19 protein-coding genes and 1 pseudogene are annotated in these 22,330 nt (G+C 42.0%); 8 read left to right on the top strand and 12 right to left on the bottom strand.

The window, feature by feature from the left end; translation table 11 throughout:
- The first annotated feature begins 145 nt into the window (after positions 1–145).
- From WA1_RS34235 to WA1_RS34215, 5 genes are all read left to right on the top strand, one after another.
- On the top strand, positions 146–1,747 hold the full coding sequence (locus WA1_RS34235) for an NAD(P)H-quinone oxidoreductase subunit 4 (protein ID WP_017743533.1): 1,602 nt from the start codon (positions 146–148) through the stop codon (positions 1,745–1,747).
- A 197-nt stretch (positions 1,748–1,944) separates the two neighbouring features.
- The gene (locus WA1_RS34230; protein WP_017743534.1) at positions 1,945–3,027 is read left to right on the top strand and encodes a cytochrome c oxidase subunit II; all 1,083 of its coding nucleotides are present in this window, start codon (positions 1,945–1,947) and stop codon (positions 3,025–3,027) included.
- Between the two features lie 128 nt (positions 3,028–3,155).
- A complete protein-coding gene (ctaD, locus tag WA1_RS34225; RefSeq protein ID WP_017743535.1) occupies positions 3,156–4,901 on the top strand; it encodes a cytochrome c oxidase subunit I in 1,746 nt (581 codons plus the stop codon).
- A 111-nt stretch (positions 4,902–5,012) separates the two neighbouring features.
- Positions 5,013–5,636, top strand: coding sequence for a cytochrome c oxidase subunit 3 (locus tag WA1_RS34220; protein WP_017743536.1), 624 nt, complete (start codon positions 5,013–5,015; stop codon positions 5,634–5,636).
- Positions 5,637–6,015: 379 nt separating this feature from the next.
- Positions 6,016–7,530 carry a sensor histidine kinase gene (locus WA1_RS34215; RefSeq protein ID WP_051077049.1) on the top strand — a complete coding sequence of 505 codons (1,515 nt, stop codon included), beginning with the start codon at positions 6,016–6,018 and terminating at the stop codon, positions 7,528–7,530.
- A gap of 218 nt (positions 7,531–7,748) precedes the next feature.
- On the opposite strand, the pseudogene WA1_RS34210 reads toward WA1_RS34215, so the two are convergent.
- From WA1_RS34210 to WA1_RS55755, 6 genes and pseudogenes are all read right to left on the bottom strand, one after another.
- Positions 7,749–8,006 (bottom strand): annotated as a pseudogene (locus WA1_RS34210) (RRXRR domain-containing protein); the annotation flags it as partial.
- A gap of 394 nt (positions 8,007–8,400) precedes the next feature.
- On the bottom strand, positions 8,401–8,847 hold the full coding sequence (locus WA1_RS34205) for a type II toxin-antitoxin system VapC family toxin (protein ID WP_017743539.1): 447 nt from the start codon (positions 8,845–8,847) through the stop codon (positions 8,401–8,403).
- Positions 8,835–9,092, bottom strand: a complete 258-nt coding sequence (locus WA1_RS34200) for a hypothetical protein (RefSeq protein ID WP_017743540.1) — start codon at positions 9,090–9,092, stop codon at positions 8,835–8,837. The genes WA1_RS34205 and WA1_RS34200 overlap by 13 nt, the downstream gene beginning before the upstream one ends.
- Positions 9,093–9,369: 277 nt before the next feature.
- On the bottom strand, positions 9,370–10,392 hold the full coding sequence (locus WA1_RS34195; RefSeq protein ID WP_148662822.1) for a WD40 repeat domain-containing protein: 1,023 nt from the start codon (positions 10,390–10,392) through the stop codon (positions 9,370–9,372).
- A 261-nt stretch (positions 10,393–10,653) separates the two neighbouring features.
- A complete protein-coding gene (locus tag WA1_RS34190; protein WP_017743542.1) occupies positions 10,654–10,950 on the bottom strand; it encodes a hypothetical protein in 297 nt (98 codons plus the stop codon).
- A gap of 184 nt (positions 10,951–11,134) precedes the next feature.
- Positions 11,135–11,305, bottom strand: a complete 171-nt coding sequence (locus tag WA1_RS55755; protein WP_026134662.1) for a chlorophyll a/b-binding protein — start codon at positions 11,303–11,305, stop codon at positions 11,135–11,137.
- A gap of 325 nt (positions 11,306–11,630) precedes the next feature.
- On the opposite strand from WA1_RS55755, the gene ald reads away from it, so the two are divergent.
- The gene (gene ald / locus WA1_RS34185; RefSeq protein WP_017743544.1) at positions 11,631–12,725 is read left to right on the top strand and encodes an alanine dehydrogenase; all 1,095 of its coding nucleotides are present in this window, start codon (positions 11,631–11,633) and stop codon (positions 12,723–12,725) included.
- Between the two features lie 57 nt (positions 12,726–12,782).
- On the opposite strand, the gene WA1_RS34180 is transcribed toward ald, so the two are convergent.
- The 3 genes from WA1_RS34180 to WA1_RS34170 form a co-directional block, all read right to left on the bottom strand.
- Positions 12,783–14,990 (bottom strand): hybrid sensor histidine kinase/response regulator, encoded by a 2,208-nt coding sequence (locus tag WA1_RS34180; RefSeq protein ID WP_017743545.1) that lies wholly within the window; start codon positions 14,988–14,990, stop codon positions 12,783–12,785.
- Between the two features lie 169 nt (positions 14,991–15,159).
- On the bottom strand, positions 15,160–15,747 hold the full coding sequence (locus WA1_RS34175) for a chemotaxis protein CheB (RefSeq protein WP_017743546.1): 588 nt from the start codon (positions 15,745–15,747) through the stop codon (positions 15,160–15,162).
- Between the two features lie 14 nt (positions 15,748–15,761).
- Entirely contained in the window at positions 15,762–16,586 is an 825-nt protein-coding gene (locus WA1_RS34170; RefSeq protein ID WP_017743547.1) for a CheR family methyltransferase, read from the bottom strand.
- A 618-nt stretch (positions 16,587–17,204) separates the two neighbouring features.
- Here WA1_RS34170 and WA1_RS34165 point away from each other — a divergent pair.
- On the top strand, positions 17,205–18,509 hold the full coding sequence (locus tag WA1_RS34165; RefSeq protein ID WP_017743548.1) for a ScyD/ScyE family protein: 1,305 nt from the start codon (positions 17,205–17,207) through the stop codon (positions 18,507–18,509).
- Positions 18,510–18,645: 136 nt separating this feature from the next.
- Here WA1_RS34165 and WA1_RS34160 read toward each other — a convergent pair whose 3' ends face one another.
- From WA1_RS34160 to WA1_RS34150, 3 genes are all read right to left on the bottom strand, one after another.
- The gene (locus WA1_RS34160; protein ID WP_017743549.1) at positions 18,646–18,972 is read right to left on the bottom strand and encodes a Txe/YoeB family addiction module toxin; all 327 of its coding nucleotides are present in this window, start codon (positions 18,970–18,972) and stop codon (positions 18,646–18,648) included.
- Positions 18,973–18,982: 10 nt separating this feature from the next.
- Entirely contained in the window at positions 18,983–19,267 is a 285-nt protein-coding gene (locus WA1_RS34155; protein WP_017743550.1) for a type II toxin-antitoxin system Phd/YefM family antitoxin, read from the bottom strand.
- 122 nt (positions 19,268–19,389) lie between these two features.
- Positions 19,390–20,664 carry an ABC transporter substrate-binding protein gene (locus WA1_RS34150; RefSeq protein ID WP_017743551.1) on the bottom strand — a complete coding sequence of 425 codons (1,275 nt, stop codon included), beginning with the start codon at positions 20,662–20,664 and terminating at the stop codon, positions 19,390–19,392.
- A gap of 196 nt (positions 20,665–20,860) precedes the next feature.
- Here WA1_RS34150 and WA1_RS34145 point away from each other — a divergent pair, with 196 nt between their 5' ends.
- Entirely contained in the window at positions 20,861–22,330 is a 1,470-nt protein-coding gene (locus WA1_RS34145) for an MFS transporter (RefSeq protein ID WP_017743552.1), read from the top strand.

Raw genomic sequence — 22,330 nt, 5'->3', positions numbered from 1 at the left:
AGGTTGATTCAAGGTTTCTGCAGTCTCTCAAAATAAGATTGGCAATCTATTAGTGCTTTTTTAGATACCCGACTTCTTTAAGAAGTCGGGTATCTAGAAGCCCATCAAAAGTCTGTGTATACTTTCACTATAAGGAACCAAGATCATGAGCGATCGATTTCCTTGGCTGAGCATAATCACTTTGTTACCATTAATTGCTTGTTTACCCATTCCATTCATCCCAGATAAAGATGGCAAAACTATTCGCTGGTACGCTTTAGGAATAGGGATAACGGAGCTAGCTCTAATAAGCTATGCCTTCTACAGTAATTACAGTTTAGAAAATCCTGGATTACAACTGGTAGAGAAGTATTCTTGGATACCGCAGCTAGGTTTGAATTGGTCTGTGGGAGTTGATGGTCTCTCCATGCCTTTAGTGCTACTAACAGGTTTAGTAACTACCTTAGCAACTTTTGCAGGTTGGAATGTTCGCCAAAAGCCACGCTTGTTTTACTTTCTGATGTTGGTAATGTACAGTGCTCAGATTGGCGTGTTTGTTTCCCAGGATTTGCTGCTATTCTTCCTAATGTGGGAACTAGAACTAGTGCCAGTGTACTTGCTTATCTCCATATGGGGAGGTCAAAAGCGGCGATATGCGGCTACTAAATTTATTCTTTACACAGCCACTGCCTCAATCTTTATACTGGTAGCAGGTTTTGCAATGGCATTCTCTGGAGATACTGTCACCTTCGACATGGTAACTTTGGGAATGAAACATTATCCAAAAGCATTTGAGTTAGTTGTTTATGCAGGGTTTTTGATTGCTTTTGGTACAAAGCTAGCAATTTTTCCCCTACATACTTGGTTACCTGATGCTCATGGTGAAGCATCAGCGCCCGGTTCAATGATTCTCGCTGGCGTGTTGTTGAAGATGGGTGGATATGCGCTCATCCGCATCAACATGGAAATGCTATCCGATGCTCATGTCACATTTGCCCCAGTGCTGGCGATTTTAGGCGTGGTGAACATTATCTACGGTGCTTGCTGTGCTTATGCTCAAACAAATCTCAAGCGGCGTTTGGCTTATTCTTCGATAGCTCACATGGGGTTTGTGCTGATTGGCATTGCGTGCTATGAAGACCTTGGTATCAATGGTGCTTTACTACAGATGATTTCTCATGGTTTGATTGCTGCTAGCTTGTTCTTTCTTGCCGGTATGACTTACGAACGTACACATACCATAATGATGGACGAAATGGGGGGAATGGCGAAAATCATGCCCAAAACCTTTGCTCTGTTTACCACCAGTACGATGGCTTCTCTAGCACTACCTGGAATGAGTGGTTTTGTCGGTGAGTTGATGGTGTTTTTAGGCATGACAACGAGTGCTGTTTACAGTCCGGCTTTCAAAGTTATGGTACTGCTGTTAGCCGCAGTAGGGCTAATTTTGACCCCAATTTATTTGCTCGATCTACTGCGACAAGTGTTTTACGGACAGCCAGATTCAAACTTAGTGATTGAAGAATATCTTGGGGATGCCAAACCCCGCGAGGTATTTATTACGCTTTGCCTGTTAGTTCCCATTATCAGTATTGGTTTTTATCCAAAGTTGATAACTCAAACCTATGACCGGACAACGATGTTGGTTGCTACCCATGTCCGTGAGGTTCTGCCAATTATTGCCAAGCAACCTTCCTCAAGTTTCTATTCTGGCGTTGTTACAGCACCGACATTAGCTGATACTGCTGAAGTTCAGTTCAAGAGTTAGCTGGTGATGTTGAGTAAAGAAGGCAGTTAGCTATGCAGGAGACAGACTCCCATCTGCCTTCTGCCCTTCTTCTCATTAGCCTAAACTAAAAATTAATAAAAATTTCACACCTTTACTCTCTATGTCACTTAGGCTGAACTAGTGTAGTAATTGAGTATGCCGATCGATCCAACGTAAAGTCACTAACATAGAAACCCGTGAAAATTCCAAGTACAATCTGGACGTTACTCATTGGCATAGTGCTGACCCTAGTCAGCCTGTGGTACGGAACAAATCATGGACTCCTGCCAACAGCAGCCTCAGAGGAAGCTTCTTTAGTTGACGGTTTGTTTAATGCGATGATGACCGTATCTATTGGTATCTTTCTCATTGTTGAAGGTGTCCTAGTATACTCTGTCATTAAATATCGCCGTCGTGCAGGCGATAATTCAGATGGTTCTCCAGTACATGGGAACGTACCATTAGAAATCCTGTGGACAGCGATCCCCGCTCTTATCGTTATTGGTATATCTGTTTACAGCTTTGACGTTTATAACGAAATGGGTGGTTTTAATCCCCATGCCGTTCATGACGCTCCCGTGACCCCACAAGCAATGAGAATGCCTGGGGCAGCCATAGCAGCAACTTTATTCGATACCGCGACAAGCACCGAACCCAATACAAACCAGGAAAAAGCTGCTGAAGCAATGCAAGATCCAGCCACAGCAGAAATTCGCAATTCCGACCAAATTCCTCAACTCCGGAATGCTCCTGGTGTAGGGAGTGTTGCTCCCACAATTGGACCAACACCCGGAAATGAAGGTAAACCACCCGCACTTGTAGTTAATGTTACAGGTTTGCAGTACGCTTGGATTTTTACCTACCCAGAAACCGGGATCACCACTGGTGAAATGCACCTTCCCGTAGGACGTGAAGTCCAGTTAAATATTGCTGCCAACGACGTTATTCATGCTTTTTGGGTACCAGAATTCCGTCTAAAGCAAGATGCGATCCCCGGAAGACAAAGCGAGCTTCGCTTGACGCCCAGTAAAGAAGGTCAGTATCCACTAATTTGTGCCGAACTCTGTGGTCCCTACCATGGGGCAATGAGATCACAAGTTATTGTGCAAAAACCAGAAGAGTTTCAGCAATGGCTGCAAGAACAGCAAGTAGCCAGTAATGAAGATTTAAAGAAAGCAGTTGCTGTGAATCCTGCTGAATTATCTGCTTCTGAATTCCTGACTCCTTACACTCATAACATGGGAATTCAGCCTGAGTTGTTACATCAAATCCACAATTAGTAAAGAGTTAGTAGTTAGTAGGGGCGCAATGCCTTGCGCCCGTACATAGTTAGTTTTTCCACTAACCACTAACCACTAACGATGACAGGCGAGACGCCCGTCCTACGCCACTAACCAAAATACTTTCTATGACACAAGCGCAAATTCAAGAAACAGCCAATATTGCAGCCCGCATAGAAGAACCAGGGCAGAGAAACTGGCGAGATTACTTTTCCTTTAACACTGACCATAAGGTTATTGCAATTCAATACCTGGTCTCCACATTCATTTTCTACTGTATTGGTGGGGTGATGGCTGACTTGGTTCGCACGGAACTGCGAACCCCAGAAGTGGATTTTGTCACCCCAGAGGTATACAACAGTTTGTTTACCCTGCATGCCACAATCATGATTTTCTTGTGGATTGTGCCAGCAGGTGCGGGGTTTGCTAATTTCCTGATCCCCTTAATGATTGGGGCAAAGGATATGGCATTTCCACGCCTCAACGCTGTAGCTTTCTGGATTATTCCTCCTGCAGGCATCTTGTTAATTGCCAGCTTAGCTGTAGGTGATGCACCAGATGCAGGTTGGACTTCCTACCCTCCGTTAAGTTTGGTCACCGGTCAAGTGGGAGAGGCAATCTGGATTATTAGCGTCTTGTTGTTGGGGACATCCTCAATTTTGGGGGCGCTGAACTTCCTCGTCACTCTCCTGAAAATGCGTGCTCCAGGTTTAGGATTTTTTCAATTGCCTCTGTTCTGCTGGGCAATGCTGTCAACTTCAGCACTAGTATTGGTTTCCACTCCAGTGCTAGCAGCCGGTTTGATCTTGCTGTCCTTTGACTTGCTTGCAGGCACAACATTTTTTAATCCTACTGGTGGTGGCGATCCCGTTTTGTACCAGCATATGTTCTGGTTCTACTCCCACCCTGCGGTTTACATTATGATTTTGCCCTTCTTTGGGGTAATTTCTGAAGTGATCCCCGTTCATTCCCGCAAACCAATTTTTGGTTATAAAGCGATCGCCTACTCAAGTTTGGCAATTAGCTTTTTGGGACTGATTGTGTGGGCGCATCATATGTTCACCAGTGGTATCCCCGGTTGGCTGCGGATGTTCTTCATGATCACCACCATGATTATCGCCGTACCTACCGGAATTAAAATTTTTAGTTGGTTGGGTACCATGTGGGGTGGAAAAATCCACTTACGTACTGCCATGCTGTTCGCAATGGGTTTTGTTGGGACTTTTGTGATTGGCGGTATTAGTGGTGTGATGCTAGCAGCAGTACCCTTTGATATTCACGTCCACGACACTTATTTTGTGGTCGCACACCTGCACTACGTGTTGTTTGGTGGTAGTGTTTTGGGGATTTATGCAGCGTTTTATCATTGGTTCCCCAAAATGACAGGACGAATGCTGAACGAATTTTGGGGTCAAGTTCACTTTGCCCTGACAATCGTTGGTCTCAATCTAACTTTCTTGCCCATGCATAAACTGGGGATGTTAGGTATGAACCGACGAATCGCACAGTACGATCCTGCGTTAACTTTCCTCAACGAAATTTGCACCTATGGTGCTTACATTTTGGCGGTTTCTACATTCCCCTTCATCTTCAACGTTATTTGGAGTTGGATGTACGGACCCAAAGCAGGTGACAATCCTTGGAAAGCACTTACCCTAGAGTGGATGACAAGTTCACCTCCAGCCATAGAAAATTTTGACAAAACTCCAGTCTTAGCGACCGGACCTTATGACTATGGTTTAGAAAACCTCAAGCAAGATCCATCCTTACAAGATCCCGATCCCAATAAGTCGATGGGTCCAAGTTCGGTATTGCGTGCCGATCCCAATGAGCCATATCCCTCCATAGCTTCCAATTTGGAAGAACGCAAATAATAATTTTGGATTTTGGATTTTGGATTTTGGATTTTAGATTTTAAATTCAATCCAAAATCTAAAATCTAAAATCCAAAATTTCTTTGATAACGTTATACATACTAGAAATTCATGCAAAGTCCAACCATCGATCCAGCGAAGGCTGACCTAAATTATCACCATACGGCAACTGTAGATGCTCATCATGAAGAACATCCAGACCATCGTATATTTGGTTTACTCGTGTTCTTGGTTGCTGAAGGAATGATTTTTATGGGGTTGTTCGGGGCTTATTTAGCTTACCGTTCAACACTCCCTGTTTGGCCTCCCGAAGGTACACCTGAATTGGAACTATTGTTACCTGGAGTTAACACAATTAACCTAATTGCTAGCAGTTTTGTAATTCACAATGCAGATTCCGCAATCAAGAAGAATGATGTACAAGGAACGCAATTTTGGATGGCAGTTACTGCTGCAATGGGTATTACTTTCTTAGTAGGACAGGTGTATGAATACACTCATCTAGAATTTGGTCTGAATACTAATTTGTTTGCCAGCGCATTTTACGTCTTAACCGGCTTTCACGGGTTGCACGTAACTGTTGGTGTTTTAGCAATTCTTGCTGTCTTGTGGCGATCTTTCAAGAAAGGTCACTACAGCAACGAACATCACTTTGGCATACAAGCAGCCGAAATTTACTGGCACTTTGTTGATGTGATTTGGATTATCCTTTTCGGGTTGCTGTATTTGCTGTAGCTTCTTTTTGACTTTGTGGTACGGGCGTCCCCGCCCGTACTTCCGGAGAGGGCAGGGACGTACTTTCTAGAGAGGGCAAGGACGTACTTTCTAGAGAGGGCAGGGACGTACTTTCTAGAGAGGGCAGGGACGTACTTTCTAGAGAGGGCAGGCGAGGACGCCCACCCCACTCCATTTGGGTATTTAGCATGGTGACAATGTAAGAGCCTTTGGTTCCTACAGGTGCGTTCTTGAAGTTTAGATTACTGAGCTTGTATAGTAGTGACAAGTTTCACAAAGCTATTGCTGGGGGTACGTATCAGGAGTGAGAAGAGGAAAGAAGTTGCGAGCAAGTCCCATAACTTCCAACTTTCACAGATCGCGAGAGTAGATAACAAGCATGCCGAAAGACCTATCTAGGGGTTGGAAAAAGTTCTCAGGAGAGGCACGAACCCGCATTCTCTTCTGGTATGTATTGATTATCGTTTTTATATTTACAGTCTCAATCCCCGCGTTTCGTTTGCTTCTGTACAGCCGTGTCGATGAACGAGTCCGCAGGGAACTGAGGAAAGAGATGGAAGCATTTACGGTTCTGGTTAACGGTGAATCCATACCTGACCAAGCAGAAAGAAATCCAGAGAATATAAAAGAGTCTGAAACAGAAGAATCTGAAACGACTTTATTAGTAGATAAATCTTTTAAGCGTCCATCCTCTAAACAAGACCTAAAAAAAATCTTTGATGCATTTTTATCTCATCGGCTTCCGGAAGACGAGAACTATTTGATTGCAATTTTAGATGGCGAATTTTATAGATCCAGTCCCAGAGGTAGACCAAAACCATTAGCAAAAAATTCAGAACTAATGCGGCGCTGGGCAAAACAAACTCGACCAGAACAAGGTGAAAAACAAATTCCCGATCCTGCCATTGAGAATATCATTTACTTAACGGAACCAGTCAAAATCAATGGAAAAACCCTAGGGGTATTTGTGGTAGCTCACACAATAGCTGATGAGCGTGCAGAAGCCTTACAAGCTGTGATGGTTGTTGTCCAAGTAAGTTGCTTTGTCTTGGTTGTAGCACTAATGCTGGCTTGGGTCGCTTCTGGACGGATACTGACTCCCTTGCGAGTCCTGATAGCTACCACGCGCTCCATCGGCGAATCCGATCTGCAACAGCGCATTCCATTCCAGGGACAAGGAGAGATAGCAGAATTAGCAACCACCTTTAACGAGATGATGGATCGGCTGCAAGCAGCGTTCACTAGCCAGCGTAACTTCATCAATGATGCTGGAAATGAACTGCGGACACCCATTACCATCATTCGAGGATACCTAGAATCAATGGGTGATAACCCACAAGAGGTACAATCAACTCTGGCATTAGTGCTGGATGAGTTAGACCGCATGAGCCAATTTGTAGAAGCCCTGATTTTACTAGCAAAGATAGAAAGCCCAGACTTTTTGCTGCTAGAAACAGTTGATGTTGGTTTCTTGACTGAGGAATTGTTTACCAAGGCGAAAGTTTTGGCACAGCGCAACTGGCTGTTGGATGCTACTGCCAAAGGTCAGATTGTAATAGATCGCCAACGGCTGATTCAGGCAGTTATAAATCTGGCAAAAAATGCTACACAACGTACACAAAATATTGACACTATTGCCATTGGCTCCGCTATTACAAATAGCAGGGTTTCTTTCTGGGTGAGGGATACGGGAGAGAGTATCGCTTTTGCTGACCAACAAAAAATTTTTGAGAGTTTTGCCCGTGTTGCAAATAGTCGTTCTGATGGCGCTAGTTTGGGATTATCAATTGTGAAGGCAATTACTTCAGCCCACTCTGGGGAAGTTATACTTCACAGCCAACCTGGTCTAGGATCGAAATTTACCATCATCTTACCTATCATTAGCCGAAGATGATATAAGTAGTCTGTATATCCTGGAAAATACTAAGTAAAAAAGATTCATAAATTTCAGTAAAATTTCGGTACAGTCCCTGAAAAGGTCAGGGTAGCAAAATCGACTATCGACCATGAACCTTGATCAATATTCCTCAACCTAAATATTGGTCGATTTTCATAACACCCCCAAGGCGGAAACCCACGAAATTGAGTTTTGAAGCGTGGCGTAAAAACTCAATGTTGCAGTTCAGCAGCAAATACAACTTCACCAGTAGTATCGTTAACAATTGCTAATCCTGTTGTTTTAGCACCAGGGTCAATCTTTAACCTCAAAGGTTGAACTGATTTCTCTGTGAAAGTCACTTTCAGAATGATGGTAAAAGGAAATTTTTTGAAAACTGCTGCTTTACCATTTCTTAAAAGTTGTCTTGCGGTAGCAGGATGAATAGGTAAGAGTGGTTTTTTCTCTGTATCTAAAACAAAAACTTTGGACATAGTCCCTCCTTTCGGGTAATGTGAGCTTTGACTTTGTTTACACCCGGTACTTTCCAAGTAACACTGACTTTAAACCATTACGTCTGTTTAATTACTTGGTTTTAGAGCTTGGAACTAGCTTCGTATCCCAAGGTAAGAACTTTAACACTTAATGTAAACCCAGCTTGTTTAAAGCTGATAGGAGGGTTCGCTTGGCTTCGACTAAACTGGGTTTAGCTGAAGCCCACTGCTTTAAGCAGTGGGTTGCTTACTTCATATCATATCTGCGCTTTACCGATTACTCCCTTTCCGCTATAAGACTATTGATCGTATGTTCCTCTTACTCCCTTGCTCTTTGCGTCTTTGCGGTTCATTTAGATAGGTAATCTTTGGGCGGGAAGGGAGTAGCGATCGCTTATGGTGTCAGAATCTCATCTAAAATTACTACAGGTAAGCCTGTGACTGTTCTTAGTTGCCGATCGTTGGTGAGAAATTGGGTGCAGCTTGCTGCGATCGCAGTTGCGGCATGGATGGCATCGGGTGTTCTCAAAGAAAGTGTGATAGCGCGTAGCTTTGCTGCTTCTCTCAAGAGAGTTTGGCTAATTGGAATCAACTGCATTTGGGACGATCGCAACAATCGCTCATAAGCACTAACTAGAAATGTATCCGAGTTTCTAATTGGCACAACTAGGGTTTCCATCAAAGTTAGTTCACTGCTAAAAACCTCAATATTTCCTGCCTGAAGATTATTCCATAAGGGATTCAGTAACACTCCGTAAGTTGGAGTCTGTTCAACGGCGTAAATAACCGTTACCGTATCGATATATACACGTGCAGCATTTGTCAGAGTTAGTTGTCCCATGCATCTCTCTCTGCTTGTAAGTCTCGATTGATTTCTTCTACACTTCTGCCAACGGGACGCTGTTTGTGGATTTCTTCAAGCAGTTGCAAAATAGATTGCCTTTCTTGGGCTGACTTCTGTTCAGGTAGCAGAACTATCACCTCAATGGTTTGTCCGACAGAGGTTGAGTTAGTATCAGCAGGCAGGTTGATTTCAATCTTGTTGCCTGGTAGAACTTTGGTTTCGATCCGTAACGCTGATTGCATCAGATCATCTCCTGTTTGAACTCTCTATACTTATCAATCATGGCGCATATTTTGCGCCCGGTGAGAGCGAGTCCGTTATTCTTGAGTATAATGTTGTTATTTTACACATCGATCGCGGGCGAGAGAATCGACCTCGTTAATGTTAATTTTCCAAGGATACAATAAACAACCCCATGATATGCCGAAAATTTTACGCGAATATCCTTGGAAAATCAGCTACACCAGCAACACCCATAACACGAGCGCTGATTTCTACATCCCTGCTTTAGAAGTGGTTCTATTGAGCCAGCCAAATATTAACTCTCCTGTCAAATCCCCCACTAGCAAGCATTGTTCCATTAGGACTAAAAGCAATGCTGCTCACCCAATCGGTATGCCCGTAAAGTGTATTTAATAACTCACCTGTTGTTAAATTCCACAGTTTAATTCCATCTCTGCCCGCACTTGCAAGGGTTTGCCCGTTGGGGCTGATGGTAATTGCATTAACCCAGTTGTTATGCCCTGTTAGAGTACGAACGGGTGTTCCGGTGTTAGTATCCCAAATTTTGATTGTGCGATCGCGACTAGCACTCACAAAATTACTTCCATCTGGGGTAAAAACTATTTTGGTGATAGCGTTCAAATGAGCATCTGGAACTGTGCGAATTAATTTTCCAGAATTTAAATCCCAAAACTTAATAGTACCTCTTCTGTCTCCACTGACAAGTGTTTGACCATCAGGGCTAATTGCTAGTGAATAAATAAAATTGTCAAAGCGCACCAACGTTGCAAGCGGGCGCTGTTGTAGCAAATCCCACAACCTGATACCATCTAACGCACCACTAGCAAGGATTTTACCATCTGGAGTCACTGCTAGGGATAGCACATTGCTGGTATGCCCCACAAAAGAACGAGTAAACCGATTATTGCCCAAATTCCAAAGGTTAATGGTGTTGTCAGAGCTACAACTTGCTAAAGTTTGACCGTCTGGCGAAATCAATATAGATTCCACCGATGTCTTGTGTGCTCTGTTAATCATGGCAATTTTTTTACCAGTTAACGTATTCCACATACGGATAATTCCCTCGTTTTCCGCCCCGCCACCGACAAGAATTTTACTATCAGGACTGAAGGCAAGAGATTTAATTGTTCCCGTATTTTCTCTAAAACTATATAGCAATAGTGGATTGGTAAAGTTAGTAGATGGTTCGGGAACTGGTATAGCTTGAGTTTGAGATATAACTTGAGTTTCAGCAAGAACGGTAGAAGAAATTGGACATAGAGGAGCAACAGCAGTAGCACTTGCTACACCCAGCAGCATTATGAAATTTTTTGTAGAGAAAATTTTAGATTTTAGATTCACTAACCACTTGTATGGAAAAGTTTTCTCTCTCAAAGAGGGAGTGCATTCTCCAGACAAGTTAGAGCCAAGGTTTTCTTTGGCGAATTTATTTTTTCGTAACAAAAACATATACTTGACACAATAGAATTTTTACTGTGTTTTTAAGTATACCTTGTCATGTAAAATAGAGGAGCATAATGCTTAAAACCAGCAAGAACTCCCCAAGTCAACATGAAAAATTTATGAATAGGGCGGTTTTTTCTTAGACACTGTGAGCATGGGTAAGGCAGAACTTGACGAGCGATCGCTTAAGTAATGTTGTACGACAGGTTCTTCAGGTAAGGGAGGCCGTTGCTGAACGCGCCACAATCTGTAGGCAAGCGTTACGCCGGCTGTCCCTAAGCCAATTACAAACAACGACCAACTGTCATTAAATCCACCAATCACTGCATCTACGATTCCCATAGTAATCAAAACACTGATGATTGGTTCTCTACGGTAGGCTGATTTCACAAAACGGGGAAATATAATATTCATACAGCTTAAGTTTGTTCGGTGTTAATTTTTCCTATAAATATACTAAGAATATCCCAATTAAAAACAACGCTCTTCTTGAGAGCCTCTTCTTCATTATACTTTTGTAAAGTAGAGTCACCAGTAATCAGTAATGAGTAACCGTTAGCTGGTCACTGGTCACTGGTCACTGGTCACTAGTCACTGGTCACCTTAAACCAAGCCAGGATAATACCCCTTGATTGGTAACATACTCAATCACTACCATAAGGACAAAGCCAATCATTGCAGCTCGACCATTCAAACGCTCGGCATATTCATTAAATCCAAACTTTGGCTCTTCTAGCTTGGGAGTAACGCTTGGTTGTGGTTGTGTCATCATTTAAAAACCCTCTTTTTGGCAAGTTAAATATTATACAAAAATTTTTTGGTTTGATCGCATGGGGAATGGCGCATTGGGAATAGAGCATTGGGCATCGGGCATTGTGAGAGCTATTCAAATCCGATTGCCGATTGCCCATCAATCGCGTTCACATTTCTTTACGATTCTTCTTTTATTGTAGAAGGACTTTGGGGATCGTCAATAACAAAAGTTTGAAGTACATTAGGTGATATCAGGGTAAGTTCGGGTCAAATTGTAGTTATTGATTCAACAGACCAAGAATGAGACTGACAAAATCTAAAAAAGTCATAAGAGGCAGTCAATGGAAATTGGCATTCCTAAAGAAACGAAAGACCAAGAGTTTCGAGTCGGGTTGAGTCCTTCTAGTGTTAGAGTCTTGAAGGAAAATGGTCACAACATTTTTGTAGAGCAAGGCGCAGGTGTCGGTGCAGGCTTTACAGATGAGGATTACCGGAACGCAGGTGCAGCAATTGTCTCCACACCAGATGCAGCTTGGAATCGGGAGTTAGTTATCAAAGTCAAAGAACCGCTTTCAGGTGAGTATAAATTCTTACAGAAGGGACAAATTTTATTCACCTATCTGCACCTAGCTGCAGACAGAAAGTTAACCGAACATTTGATAGATTGTGGCGTGACTGCGATCGCCTATGAAACAGTAGAACAGTCAGGTAGCAACAAGCTTCCCTTGCTCACACCCATGAGCGTTATTGCCGGTCGATTAGCCGTACAATTTGGAGCAAGATTCTTAGAGCGAGCCTCAGGTGGTCGAGGAGTTTTGCTAGGAGGTGTGCCTGGAGTTAAACCGGGCAAAGTTGTGATTTTAGGTGGCGGAGTTGTAGGAACAGAAGCCGCTAAGATTGCCGTAGGTATGGGCGCTGCTGTTCAGATTATTGATGTTAACGTCGAACGCCTTTCTTATTTAGAAACTTTGTTTGGTTCTAGAGTCGAACTGCTATACAGTAACTCCGCGCATATTGAAAGTGCAGTTAAAGATGCTGACTTACTTATTGGTGCAGTTTTAGTACCGGGACGTAGAGCACCCACACTCGTACCACGCAGTTTGGTCAAACAGATGCGTCCTGGTTCCGTCATTGTAGACGTTGCTGTTGACCAAGGCGGTTGTGTTGAGACACTGCACTCTACATCCCACACTAACCCAGTCTATTTAGAAGAAGGCGTAGTACACTATGGCGTTCCTAATATGCCAGGAGCCGTGCCTTGGACATCAACACAAGCCCTAAATAACAGTACCCTACCTTATGTATTGCAGTTAGCAAATTTAGGATTAGAAGCACTAGCGAAAAACCCAGCATTAGCAAAAGGTGTGAACGTGCAGAACCACCACTTAGTTCATCCTGCAGTGCAAGAAGTTTTTCCAGATATTGTTAGTGGTTAGTTGTTAGTGGTTAGTTGTTAGTTGTTAGTAGATGCAGACTCAATGCCCAATGCCCAATTAACTCTTACGTTGAATGAGCTTTGTCACTGAATTAATCAAGTGAGTTGGTTCTACTGGCTTGGTGACGTACTCTTGAAAACCGTATTCCAACGCTCGATAGCAGTCTTGTTCTCTAACATACGCTGTTAGTGCGATCGCTGGTATTTGTCCTCCTATCTCTGGTTCCAAGTTTCTTAACTTGTCAATCAGAGTGTAACCGTCTTCCTCAGGCATTCCAATATCACTCACTAATACATCGGGCGGTGATTTCTCAATAGTTGAAAGTGCTTGACGAACCGATGCAACAGCTGTGACGGTAGCACCATGCTGTTGCAATACTGTCGTGACATACTCTCGGGTATCAGTATCATCATCAACGACAAGCACCTGTAAGCCACTGAGGGTGTGGAAAGGGTCGCTAGAGTTGACTTTAGATTCTAGGTTGGGGGAAGTGGGAGCGATGGAAGACTTTTTTTCCTCCATCTCTCCCCCTGTCTCCTTTTTTACTGTGTCTTTTCCTTCTAAAAGGGGTAACCTTACAGTAAAAGTCGCTCCTTGTCCTAATCCCGGACTTTCTGCACGAACGCTTCCCCCATGCATTTCCACTAGGTAACGTACAATCGCCAGCCCCAGTCCCAATCCGCCTTGGTTTCTGGTGATACTGCCATCGGCTTGCCGGAAGCGATCGAAGACATAGGGTAAAAACTCTGGGCTGATACCATTTCCCGTGTCACTAACCGTAATTTGAATATAAGTTGGAGATTGGGCATTGGGGACTAAGGATGGGGAATTATTCCCAATTCCTAATCCTCCTCTTCCCTCTTCCATTGATAATCGGACCTGAATTTTTCCACCTTCTGGGGTGAATTTGAGTGCATTATTCATTAAATTCCAAACGATTTGCTGTATGCGATTGGGATCGCCCAAGACGTAATAGGAAGTAGAGAGGGCAAGACGCAACGACACGGCAAGTTGTACTGGATCGTTTTCCTCGTCTTCTTGTCCCCGTGTTTCTGCTGCTTCTGAATGAGTGGATTCAACAACATACTCTAGTTGAATCTTTTTAGTTTCAGCTTCTAGATGAACGCTATCTATAACTGCTGAAACCACAGATGCTAAATTGACTCGTGCAAGATTCAATTGCAACTTACCGCGTATAATTCGCGAAACATCTAAAATGTCATCAATGAGTTGCGCTTGTAAAGCCGCATTGCGTTCAATCGTTTCCAATGCACGAACTATAGCTTTTTCATCTAATTTTCTCTGGCGCAATAGTCTCGCCCAACCAAGTATGGAAGTCAGTGGCGTGCGAAGTTCGTGGGAAAGGGTTGCTAAAAATTCATCTTTCAGGCGATTTGCTGTTTCAGCCTCTTGTCTTGCTGTTTGCTCGCGAATTAGCTTGATGTGTTCTTCTGCAGCTTTTTTTCGCTCTGTAATATCTTCTACCGTACCAACATAACCAATGACCTGTTTTTCGTTTGAAAGCATTGGGGATGAAGACATAAGTACCCAACGCTCAATACTGCTAGGGATAAGTATGCGAAACTCTCCTTTATATTCCTGCCCTTTACTAGATACAGCATACCAATCGGCAATAACTTGTTGTCGATCCTGTGGATGAATTGCCAACGTCCAACCGTCGCCCAAACTCTCCTCGTGCGTCATACCGTAGATAGCTTGATAGCGAGGATTAGTGTAAGTGCATTTACCTAATGTATCTGTTAAGAAAATTCCTACAGGTGAACAAACACTTAACGAACGAAACATTTCTTCACGCTTTCTCAGTTCAGCATTCATTAGTGCCAGTTGTGCGGCTTGTCGCTTCACCTCATTGCTTTTCTGAAACAAGTCTACAAAAGCCGATACCTTATACTTTAAAATTTCTGGCTCTATAGGTTTAAACAAATAGTCCACTGCACCAACAGAGTAACCTCTATACACCATAGTGTCGCTGGTGCTATAAGCTGTGAGAAAAATAATTGGTGTATGGCGCGAACGTTCTCTCTGCCGAATAAGCGATGCTGTCTCGAACCCGTCCATATCTGGCATCTGCACATCCAATAAGATGACGGCAAAATCCTGATTGAGAAGGTGTCGCAGTGCTTCCGCACCTGATGTAGCCCTTATCAGATTTTGCCCTAAGCTGTCTAAAATTGCCTCTAAGGCCAGCAGATTTTCTGGATGGTCATCCACCAGCAGAACATTAACTTTTGGTTCTAATGACATCGTAATCAGTACGCTTTAAGAAATAAAATCAGGCTTTTTGAAGTCTTTCTATTGACTGTGACGCCTATAGTTCGTTTATTCACACTATCTTAAGTTATAAATTTTGCGTTTTTTATGAATGACTTTAGTTCATAACTTTATTTATACAAAGAAGAAAATAAGAAGTTTGTTAAATATGGCAAATTTTCACCAAGAAAGGGGCAATATCTGCTAAGGGGAGACTCTTATCCACAACGTCAGCCGCTATAGCAGCTTTGGGCATTATTGCACAATAGGCAGTTGACGGTTCTTGCACCACTGTTTTGCCACCTCGCGCTCTAATTCTTGCCAGTCCTTGTGTACCATCATGATTTGCGCCTGTCAAGAGTACGCCAATGACTTTATCAGCGTAAGCATCCGCCGCCGTTTCAAAGAGGACATCAATAGATGGTCTTGCATAGGTCACTGGAGCATCAACAGACAAGGAAAAGTAAGGGTGAGGTATTGCATTATTTCTCCCTTCTACCTGTAAATGATAATCAGCAGGAGCTAAATACACAGTTCCCGGTAAGATCTCTTCCTTATCCTGGGGTTCCGCGATCGCCAAGTGGCTGTATTGTTGTAAGGCAGATCTCAATTTATCATCATTAGAATCTTTGTGACGATGTTGAACAATAGCTACAGGAACTGGAAAATTTTTCGGCAACCCTGCAAGTAAAACTTCCAGGGCACTGACACCCCCTAAAGATGCTCCAATAACAATAAGTTTAAAGGTCATTGAACCACTAACTACTAACTAATTCTACGATAAATCTTTTCATCAATGTCTAATACCTCATAGTTTTTTTCGTGTGGTGTGAACTTGAGTGTTTCTTGACGCCCCAAACCTATAACCCCGTATCTATTAAGGCTTTCGTAAAAAAGATTATGAACTCTGTTCTGTAAAGATTGATTGAAATATATTAATACATTTCTACATAGAATGACATGAAATTCATTAAAAGAATTATCTGTAGCCAAGTTATGTTGTGAGAAGACCATATTTTCTTTGAGATAAGAGGAAAATATAGCATTATCGTATGCAGCAGTATAATATTCTGAAAAAGATTTTTGACCACCTGCCTGCAAATAGTTTTGAGTATAGTTTTGCATGAGTTCAAGTGAAAAAATTCCAGATATTGCTTGTTTTAAAACAATTTCGTTGATATCAGTTGCATACAGTCTGCAACGGTGATACAGCCCTTCCTCATGAAGCAAAATTGCCATAGAATAAACTTCTTCACCAGTTGAACATCCAGCATGCCAAATGCGAATAAAAGGATACGTTCGTAATAAGGGCACTAGTTTTTTTCTTAAAGTAAGAAAAAAACTAGCATCACGAAACATACTAGTCACGTTAACTGAAAGATTAAATAAGAATCTCTCCATACATTCGGGATTGTGAAGCACTTTTTCTTGCAATCCAGAGATACTAGTTAATCCTTCAGATTTAATCGTTCCCCAAATTCGACGTTTGATAGAAGCTAAAGCATAGTTTCTAAAGTCAAATCCATAGTAACGATATATACCTTCTAATAGCAATTGAATTTCTATATCTTCAAGTTGCTCCTGCATCATAAAGTTGTTATTTTTTGCTTGTTACAGATAGAGTGTGCTTGGCTTGACAAAAGTCCTGTTTTCTTAGAACTGCAATAATTCTATTGCAAAATCATGAGTTCAGGAAATGCCTAAAAGTATATATTTCTAGTGAATGAGCTTCAGTAATGTAGAAGTTGATGAAGTAAATCTTGTGAATGAATCAAAGTACGTCTTCAGGATAAACACCCTACATCTTATGAAATATGAAGGAACATTCAAAGAATCATAATTTAAAACAGGACTTACGGAAAAATTGCTAGAAACCTTGATTTATCGAACCGCCAAGACGCCAAGAGCGCCAAGAATTCGTAGAGTATGCATAAGTCCTATAAAAGTTAAGCTAGGGATGGAAATCTTAAATTATTTATAAAAAAATTTCAGCAATGTAGGGTGGTCATTGCCCACCTTACTTGTAGTTGAAATTTTGAATTTAGATTGAAAACAGAAAATAAAAACAAAAAAAATATCAAGTCAATCGAAAAGAAATTCATTGCTACTAGTCATAAATATCCTATATGCTTTTTGCTAAAAAGTACAGATGTTTAAAAATTTTAATTAACACAAAAGCTTCTTGTCCTTTTAACGATAAATTATTGTATGCGTTTGTCACTTCTATCTCAATCAACTATAAGCTTTGCAATTCTTGCATTCGGTTTTGCTACGGCTTTTGGAACTCAACCTGTAGTAGCTGCTTCATTCAGCGTTGTTGCTGATAAGCTCAATAATGTAAGAGGTCTTAACTTTAGTCCCGATGGCAGTCTTTACATTACAGAGTCAGGTGTGGGAGGGGATGGGAGATGCATTCCTGGACCTAGTTTGGAAGGTCTTGATTCTTGTGTAGGTACAACTGGTGCAGTGACAAGAGTGAAAGATGGTAAACAAGAGCGCATATTGGAAGGTTTACCGTCTGTAGCGTTAAGACCCGGTGGAAGTACGGGAGAAGGTCCTCAAGACATACAATTTGATGCTATGGGAAATCCTTACCTTTTAATTGGGTATGGCGGTAATCCCACCATCAAAGATTTTCCAGAAAGCGCTCCTGGTTGGGGACAACTTTATAAAGTAGATTTTCAAACGGGTTCGCTAACAAGTATTGCTAATTTTGCAAAGTATGAATTGGCTAATAATGCTGATGGGGGAAATGTCCTTGATGTCAGTGGTGAGATAGCTAGTAATCCTTATGCCCTGGCGATAAAGGAGAATACTGCTTATGTGATTGATGCAGCTGCTAATAATGTATTAACTGTAGGGCTTGACGGTAGTAATTTGAAATCTTTTGTTGTACTTCCCAAGCAAAAGATATCCAATCCCGTCTTTCCAACCCCTAGACCGGGACAGGTTTTACCTCCTGAAGCACCTCCAAGCGATCGCATTCCTGAAGAAATCGAGATTGAATCAGTACCGACAGGTGCTTCATTTGGTCCCGATGGTGCTTTGTATGTTAGTGAGTACACGGGTTTTCCTTTTCCAGTAGGAAAAGCACGTATCTTACGAGTCGCATCTGATGGCGAAGTCACGGTTTTTGCCGAAGGTTTTACTCAACTCACGGATTTAGAATTTGATGCTAAAGGTAATCTGTATGCGTTGCAATACTCCAATGTACCTCAGTGGTTGGGTACCGCAGATGCGTCTCTTATCCAAATAGCCCCTGATGGAACTCGTACAACTCTCCTGAGTGGCAATGGGCTAGAGTCAGCAACTGCTCTTACCGTCGGTCCCGATGGCGCAGTTTATGTATCGAATAAGGGCGATCGCGCAGGACAGGGACAAGTTCTAAGGATTAGTTCAACAACAAAAGTTCCTGAACCAAGTTCTGCAACTGGAGCTGTTGCGTTTGCAGTTTTAGGATTGGGTTGTTTGCTACAGCGTAAGAGAGGTCAGGGGTTAGGGGTTAGGGGTTAGGGAAAAACCCAATGCCCATTTTCATTCGTCCTGGTGTACGCAGTTCGCACAGGGCTACTTGATAGTTGCTACCGGATCATCCGGATTGGCGGGATTTGGAACTAATTGTATCAGTTGAAAGAGTGGAACTCTCCTTTTAGAGATCGCCATAATGATAGCGAGATTGAAGGAACTCAATGCGGTTATTACTAACTACATAAACAATGCGATCTACTTGAGTCAGTCGCCGCGACCATATGTTCATATCATAATATTTTAACCTTTCAGGTTTACCTGTTCCTTCAAATGGATTGCGTCTTATCTCTTCAACTAAAGATAAAACTCGAAGTGCAATCTTTCTATTTGTCTCTACCCAATAGGTCAGGTCTTCCAAAAACTGCTTGTCAAAAACGAGGTCTTGTTGTGAAATTTTTTGAGAAGTTTCAGATTGAGAAAGTTCTTCGGCTTCTAAATTTTCTGGCATTGACTTGTTATTATTCTTCGTATAAATTTAACTCCTTACGAAGCTCCTCTATAGTTTGAGGTTTATTAGTCTTGGCTTTGACACGTTGCAAAGCATCTAAAAGACGCACTGCATTTTCAGGTGACTGGAACAAGTATGCTGTTTCTATAATACTGTTAAGCTCTGAAGTGGGAATTACAGATACGCTTTCAGCACCTTCACGAGAAACAACTACAGGTTCTCGACTTTTAATTGCCTCATTGTAAATTTCATCAAAGCTGTTGCAAGCTTCGGCATAGGTTTTTTGACTAGTCATGTTCTGTTCCTGTATCCGTTTATTTTCCTATAATAAACTTTCTCGATTTATACATCTAAAATAATATTATTCCATTCAAGTTTGCTCAATCCAAAATCTAAAATCCAAAATCCAAAATATTATCACTCCATTGCGATCGCTTTCACCAATTCATTTGCTTCTTCCTGTCCTCGCTGCATTGCTTGCTTGAGGGGTTGCTGTCCGAGTAAAGCACTGACAAACTGGTTGTCAAAATTGTTCATCACAGGTGCTGGGTATTTACCCAATTGCCATGGCATACCGTAGTCTACGCCTGCTAACAGTGCAGACCGCAACTGGTCTTTGTCATATCCCAATTTCTGAGCAACAGATTTACGTGATGGCAAGGCAAAACCTGTTTGCGTCCACTTTGCCATCCCTTCTTTACCTGTAAGATAAGAAATTAATTCCCAAGCTTCAGCTTTGTGCTCTGACTGCTTGTTCATCACATAAGCAACAGTGAAAATCATTGTGCTTTTTTGACCATTAATACTCGGTACTTCTGCGGTAGCAAACTCTAAATTGGGAAAAGTTTCTATCAGATACGGAATTGTCCAACTCCCTTCAACAATCATTGCAACCTTACCCTGACCGAACATTTCACCACCAGAGTTAGTCCCAACATCAGACTTTTGTGCTGAAGAACGGTCTTTTTGATATTGGTCTACCGCCAACTGCAACCCTTCTACAGCTGCTTGACTCGCAAACGTTGCATAACCATTGCGGTCTACAACTTGTCCGCCAAAAGCTTGAATTTTGTAAGCTTGACGTGCTAATTCAGGGATTTCACCGAAGCCATAGCGGTCGATTCTGCTATCCTGGTTAAGATCTACAGAAAGTTTTTGAGAATAGGTGCGGAGTTCATCCCAAGTCCTTGGGGGGCTATCTAAGCCTGCTGTAGCAAAAGCTTTTTTGTTATAAAACAGAGCAAGCGTTGAATAATCTTTAGGAAGACCATATATGTAATTTTCATACTTAAAACTTTTTAATAGCGTTTCCTCAAAATCAGCCAAGTCAAATTCGGAGGTAATATATGCATCTAGTGGTTCCAAAACATTCTGACTCATAAGGAAAGGAGCTTCAAAAGCATCCAAATAAAAGACATCGGGTGCTGCTTCTCCAACCAACCGAGTTTTTATCACATCCATGTATTGGTCATTAATAACCTCATGTTTCACTTTGATATTTGGATACTTTGCCTCGAATTCATGCAGAACTTGTTTCAAAAGTTTTTGTTCTGCTGGGCTAGCTATCCAACCACTGAGTTTGATAGTTACTGGGGTAGGTTTCGTGGAAATGCTTGGTAAGTGCTCGCACCCAATTATCGAAAGGGCGATCGCAATCAAAACCCCTAAAAATTTCCAAATACTTCTTTTCATCTTTTTTTAAGGAGTAGGAGTTAGAGGGACAAGGGGGACAATATATTCTTCTTTCTAGTCTACCCTCCCTTGTCTACTTTCTACCCCCTACCCCCTACTCCCTACTCCCTACTCCCTAATTTAAATGCAAGCTAAAATAACGAAGAATTACAATTTTCATTTAAAACCATCAACCGATCCATCTGTGGAGATAGACATGGAATCCATTCCATTAGAGACGGCTGCTTCTTTAGCTCCAAAAATCCCTCAAATTGCCATTTCAGAACTAGCTGCAACCCCAACACCTAGTTCTACAGCCATAAAAAAGGATGCTATTCGCGCCAGCCTAAAAGCTTCTACTATGGATTCCGTGTTTGCAGCAGTGTTCGCCATAACCACCACAGGTATTTTATTAAGTCATTTTTTGGTGGAATTAGGTGCTAGCCCAATTATTTTTGGATTGATATCTTCTATTCCAATGGTGGTAAACATCATCCAACCTGTAGGTGCTTACCTTTCAGAACGCGCAACTAGCCGCTTTCGGTATTCCTTATTGACTCATGGTATTGCTCGACTCCTTTGGATGTTTCTCGTCATTGGCATTATCGTCTATAGCTTAGGACGGATTAATTCTCACCAGTTGGTTGTCATGACGTTAGTCATTGTTTTGTTGACCAATCTTTTAGGAGGACTCGGAAGTGCATCTTGGTTGAGTTGGATGGCAATGATAGTTCCCCGAAAATTGCGGGGAAGATACTTTGGATTGAGAACTAGCGCCGCCAGTCTCACTAATTTGATTTGTGTTCCTTTGGCGGGTTTAGTCGTGTCAAAATGGCCGGGAGGAACGCTACAAGGTTATGGAATCATCGTTTTTCTGGGAATTTTTGCTGGGGTTGTCAGCATTGGGTGTCAGCATTTTCAAGTGGATATGAATCCCGTGATGCAAAATGCAACTGTTGTTCCACAAACTCAGGCAAAAAATGTTATTAAACCTCAGTTAGAAAGGGTTAAAATAGCACCTAATGAAACCGCGAGCCAAAGCATTATTAATAATTCTAACTTTTTAATGTTTCTTTTCTATTTCAGTTTCTGGATGTTAGCTTTTAACCTCAGTGCTCCCTATTTCAACCTTTATATGTTAAGCACTTTAAAATTAGATGTTAGCTTGGTAACGCTTTACAGTAGCATTCAAGCTGGAGCCAATTTGCTGATGCTAATTTTATGGGGTAAGCTATCTGATAAAGTCGGCAATCGTATCATATTAATATCGGTAGGGATTTTAGTTGCGATCGCACCATTGCTATGGCTGGGGGTGGAAGTTAATTTTTTTGACATCTGGGTGTGGTTACCACTCATCCATATCTTGCTTGGAGGGACTTCAGCCGCCGTTGACTTGTGTAACAATAATATGCAGTTGAGTATTGCACCAGTCAAACAACAATCTGTCTACTTTGCGATCGCAGCTGCTGTTGGGGGTGCTAGTGGTGCGTTAGGTACTACTATAGGTGGCTTTATTGCAGAGAGTACCTTCTTTGGTGGTATTCCAGGCTTATTTGCCGTTTCTGCCTTATTTAGACTTGTAGCACTTGTCCCACTACTCTTCGTGCAGGAACAAAGAGGGCTATCTTTAGCTCAGATAATTCAAACGTTGTGGATATTCCGCAAAAAAGCAGTTCAGACTCAGTAA

This window comes from Scytonema hofmannii PCC 7110 (genome assembly GCF_000346485.2).
Classification (GTDB): domain Bacteria; phylum Cyanobacteriota; class Cyanobacteriia; order Cyanobacteriales; family Nostocaceae; genus Scytonema; species Scytonema hofmannii.
Note: the sequence above shows the minus strand (reverse complement) of the source record. Positions and strands in the feature narration are given on the sequence as shown.

What these genes read in the sequence shown, in the direction of transcription:
- ctaD (WP_017743535.1), top strand. Translation starts at nt 3,156, where the DNA reads ATGACACAAGCGCAAATTCAAGAAACAGCCAATATTGCAGCCCGCATA.
- WA1_RS34155 (WP_017743550.1), bottom strand. Translation starts at nt 19,267, where the DNA reads ATGACTAGTCAAAAAACCTATGCCGAAGCTTGCAACAGCTTTGATGAA.
- WA1_RS34195 (WP_148662822.1), bottom strand. Translation starts at nt 10,392, where the DNA reads ATGCTGCTGGGTGTAGCAAGTGCTACTGCTGTTGCTCCTCTATGTCCA.
- WA1_RS34170 (WP_017743547.1), bottom strand. Translation starts at nt 16,586, where the DNA reads ATGATGCAGGAGCAACTTGAAGATATAGAAATTCAATTGCTATTAGAA.
- ald (WP_017743544.1), top strand. Translation starts at nt 11,631, where the DNA reads ATGGAAATTGGCATTCCTAAAGAAACGAAAGACCAAGAGTTTCGAGTC.
- WA1_RS34150 (WP_017743551.1), bottom strand. Translation starts at nt 20,664, where the DNA reads ATGAAAAGAAGTATTTGGAAATTTTTAGGGGTTTTGATTGCGATCGCC.
- WA1_RS34215 (WP_051077049.1), top strand. Translation starts at nt 6,016, where the DNA reads ATGCCGAAAGACCTATCTAGGGGTTGGAAAAAGTTCTCAGGAGAGGCA.
- WA1_RS55755 (WP_026134662.1), bottom strand. Translation starts at nt 11,305, where the DNA reads ATGACACAACCACAACCAAGCGTTACTCCCAAGCTAGAAGAGCCAAAG.
- WA1_RS34235 (WP_017743533.1), top strand. Translation starts at nt 146, where the DNA reads ATGAGCGATCGATTTCCTTGGCTGAGCATAATCACTTTGTTACCATTA.
- WA1_RS34165 (WP_017743548.1), top strand. Translation starts at nt 17,205, where the DNA reads ATGCGTTTGTCACTTCTATCTCAATCAACTATAAGCTTTGCAATTCTT.
- WA1_RS34220 (WP_017743536.1), top strand. Translation starts at nt 5,013, where the DNA reads ATGCAAAGTCCAACCATCGATCCAGCGAAGGCTGACCTAAATTATCAC.
- WA1_RS34200 (WP_017743540.1), bottom strand. Translation starts at nt 9,092, where the DNA reads ATGCAATCAGCGTTACGGATCGAAACCAAAGTTCTACCAGGCAACAAG.
- WA1_RS34175 (WP_017743546.1), bottom strand. Translation starts at nt 15,747, where the DNA reads ATGACCTTTAAACTTATTGTTATTGGAGCATCTTTAGGGGGTGTCAGT.
- WA1_RS34160 (WP_017743549.1), bottom strand. Translation starts at nt 18,972, where the DNA reads ATGCCAGAAAATTTAGAAGCCGAAGAACTTTCTCAATCTGAAACTTCT.
- WA1_RS34145 (WP_017743552.1), top strand. Translation starts at nt 20,861, where the DNA reads ATGGAATCCATTCCATTAGAGACGGCTGCTTCTTTAGCTCCAAAAATC.
- WA1_RS34180 (WP_017743545.1), bottom strand. Translation starts at nt 14,990, where the DNA reads ATGTCATTAGAACCAAAAGTTAATGTTCTGCTGGTGGATGACCATCCA.
- WA1_RS34190 (WP_017743542.1), bottom strand. Translation starts at nt 10,950, where the DNA reads ATGAATATTATATTTCCCCGTTTTGTGAAATCAGCCTACCGTAGAGAA.
- WA1_RS34205 (WP_017743539.1), bottom strand. Translation starts at nt 8,847, where the DNA reads ATGGGACAACTAACTCTGACAAATGCTGCACGTGTATATATCGATACG.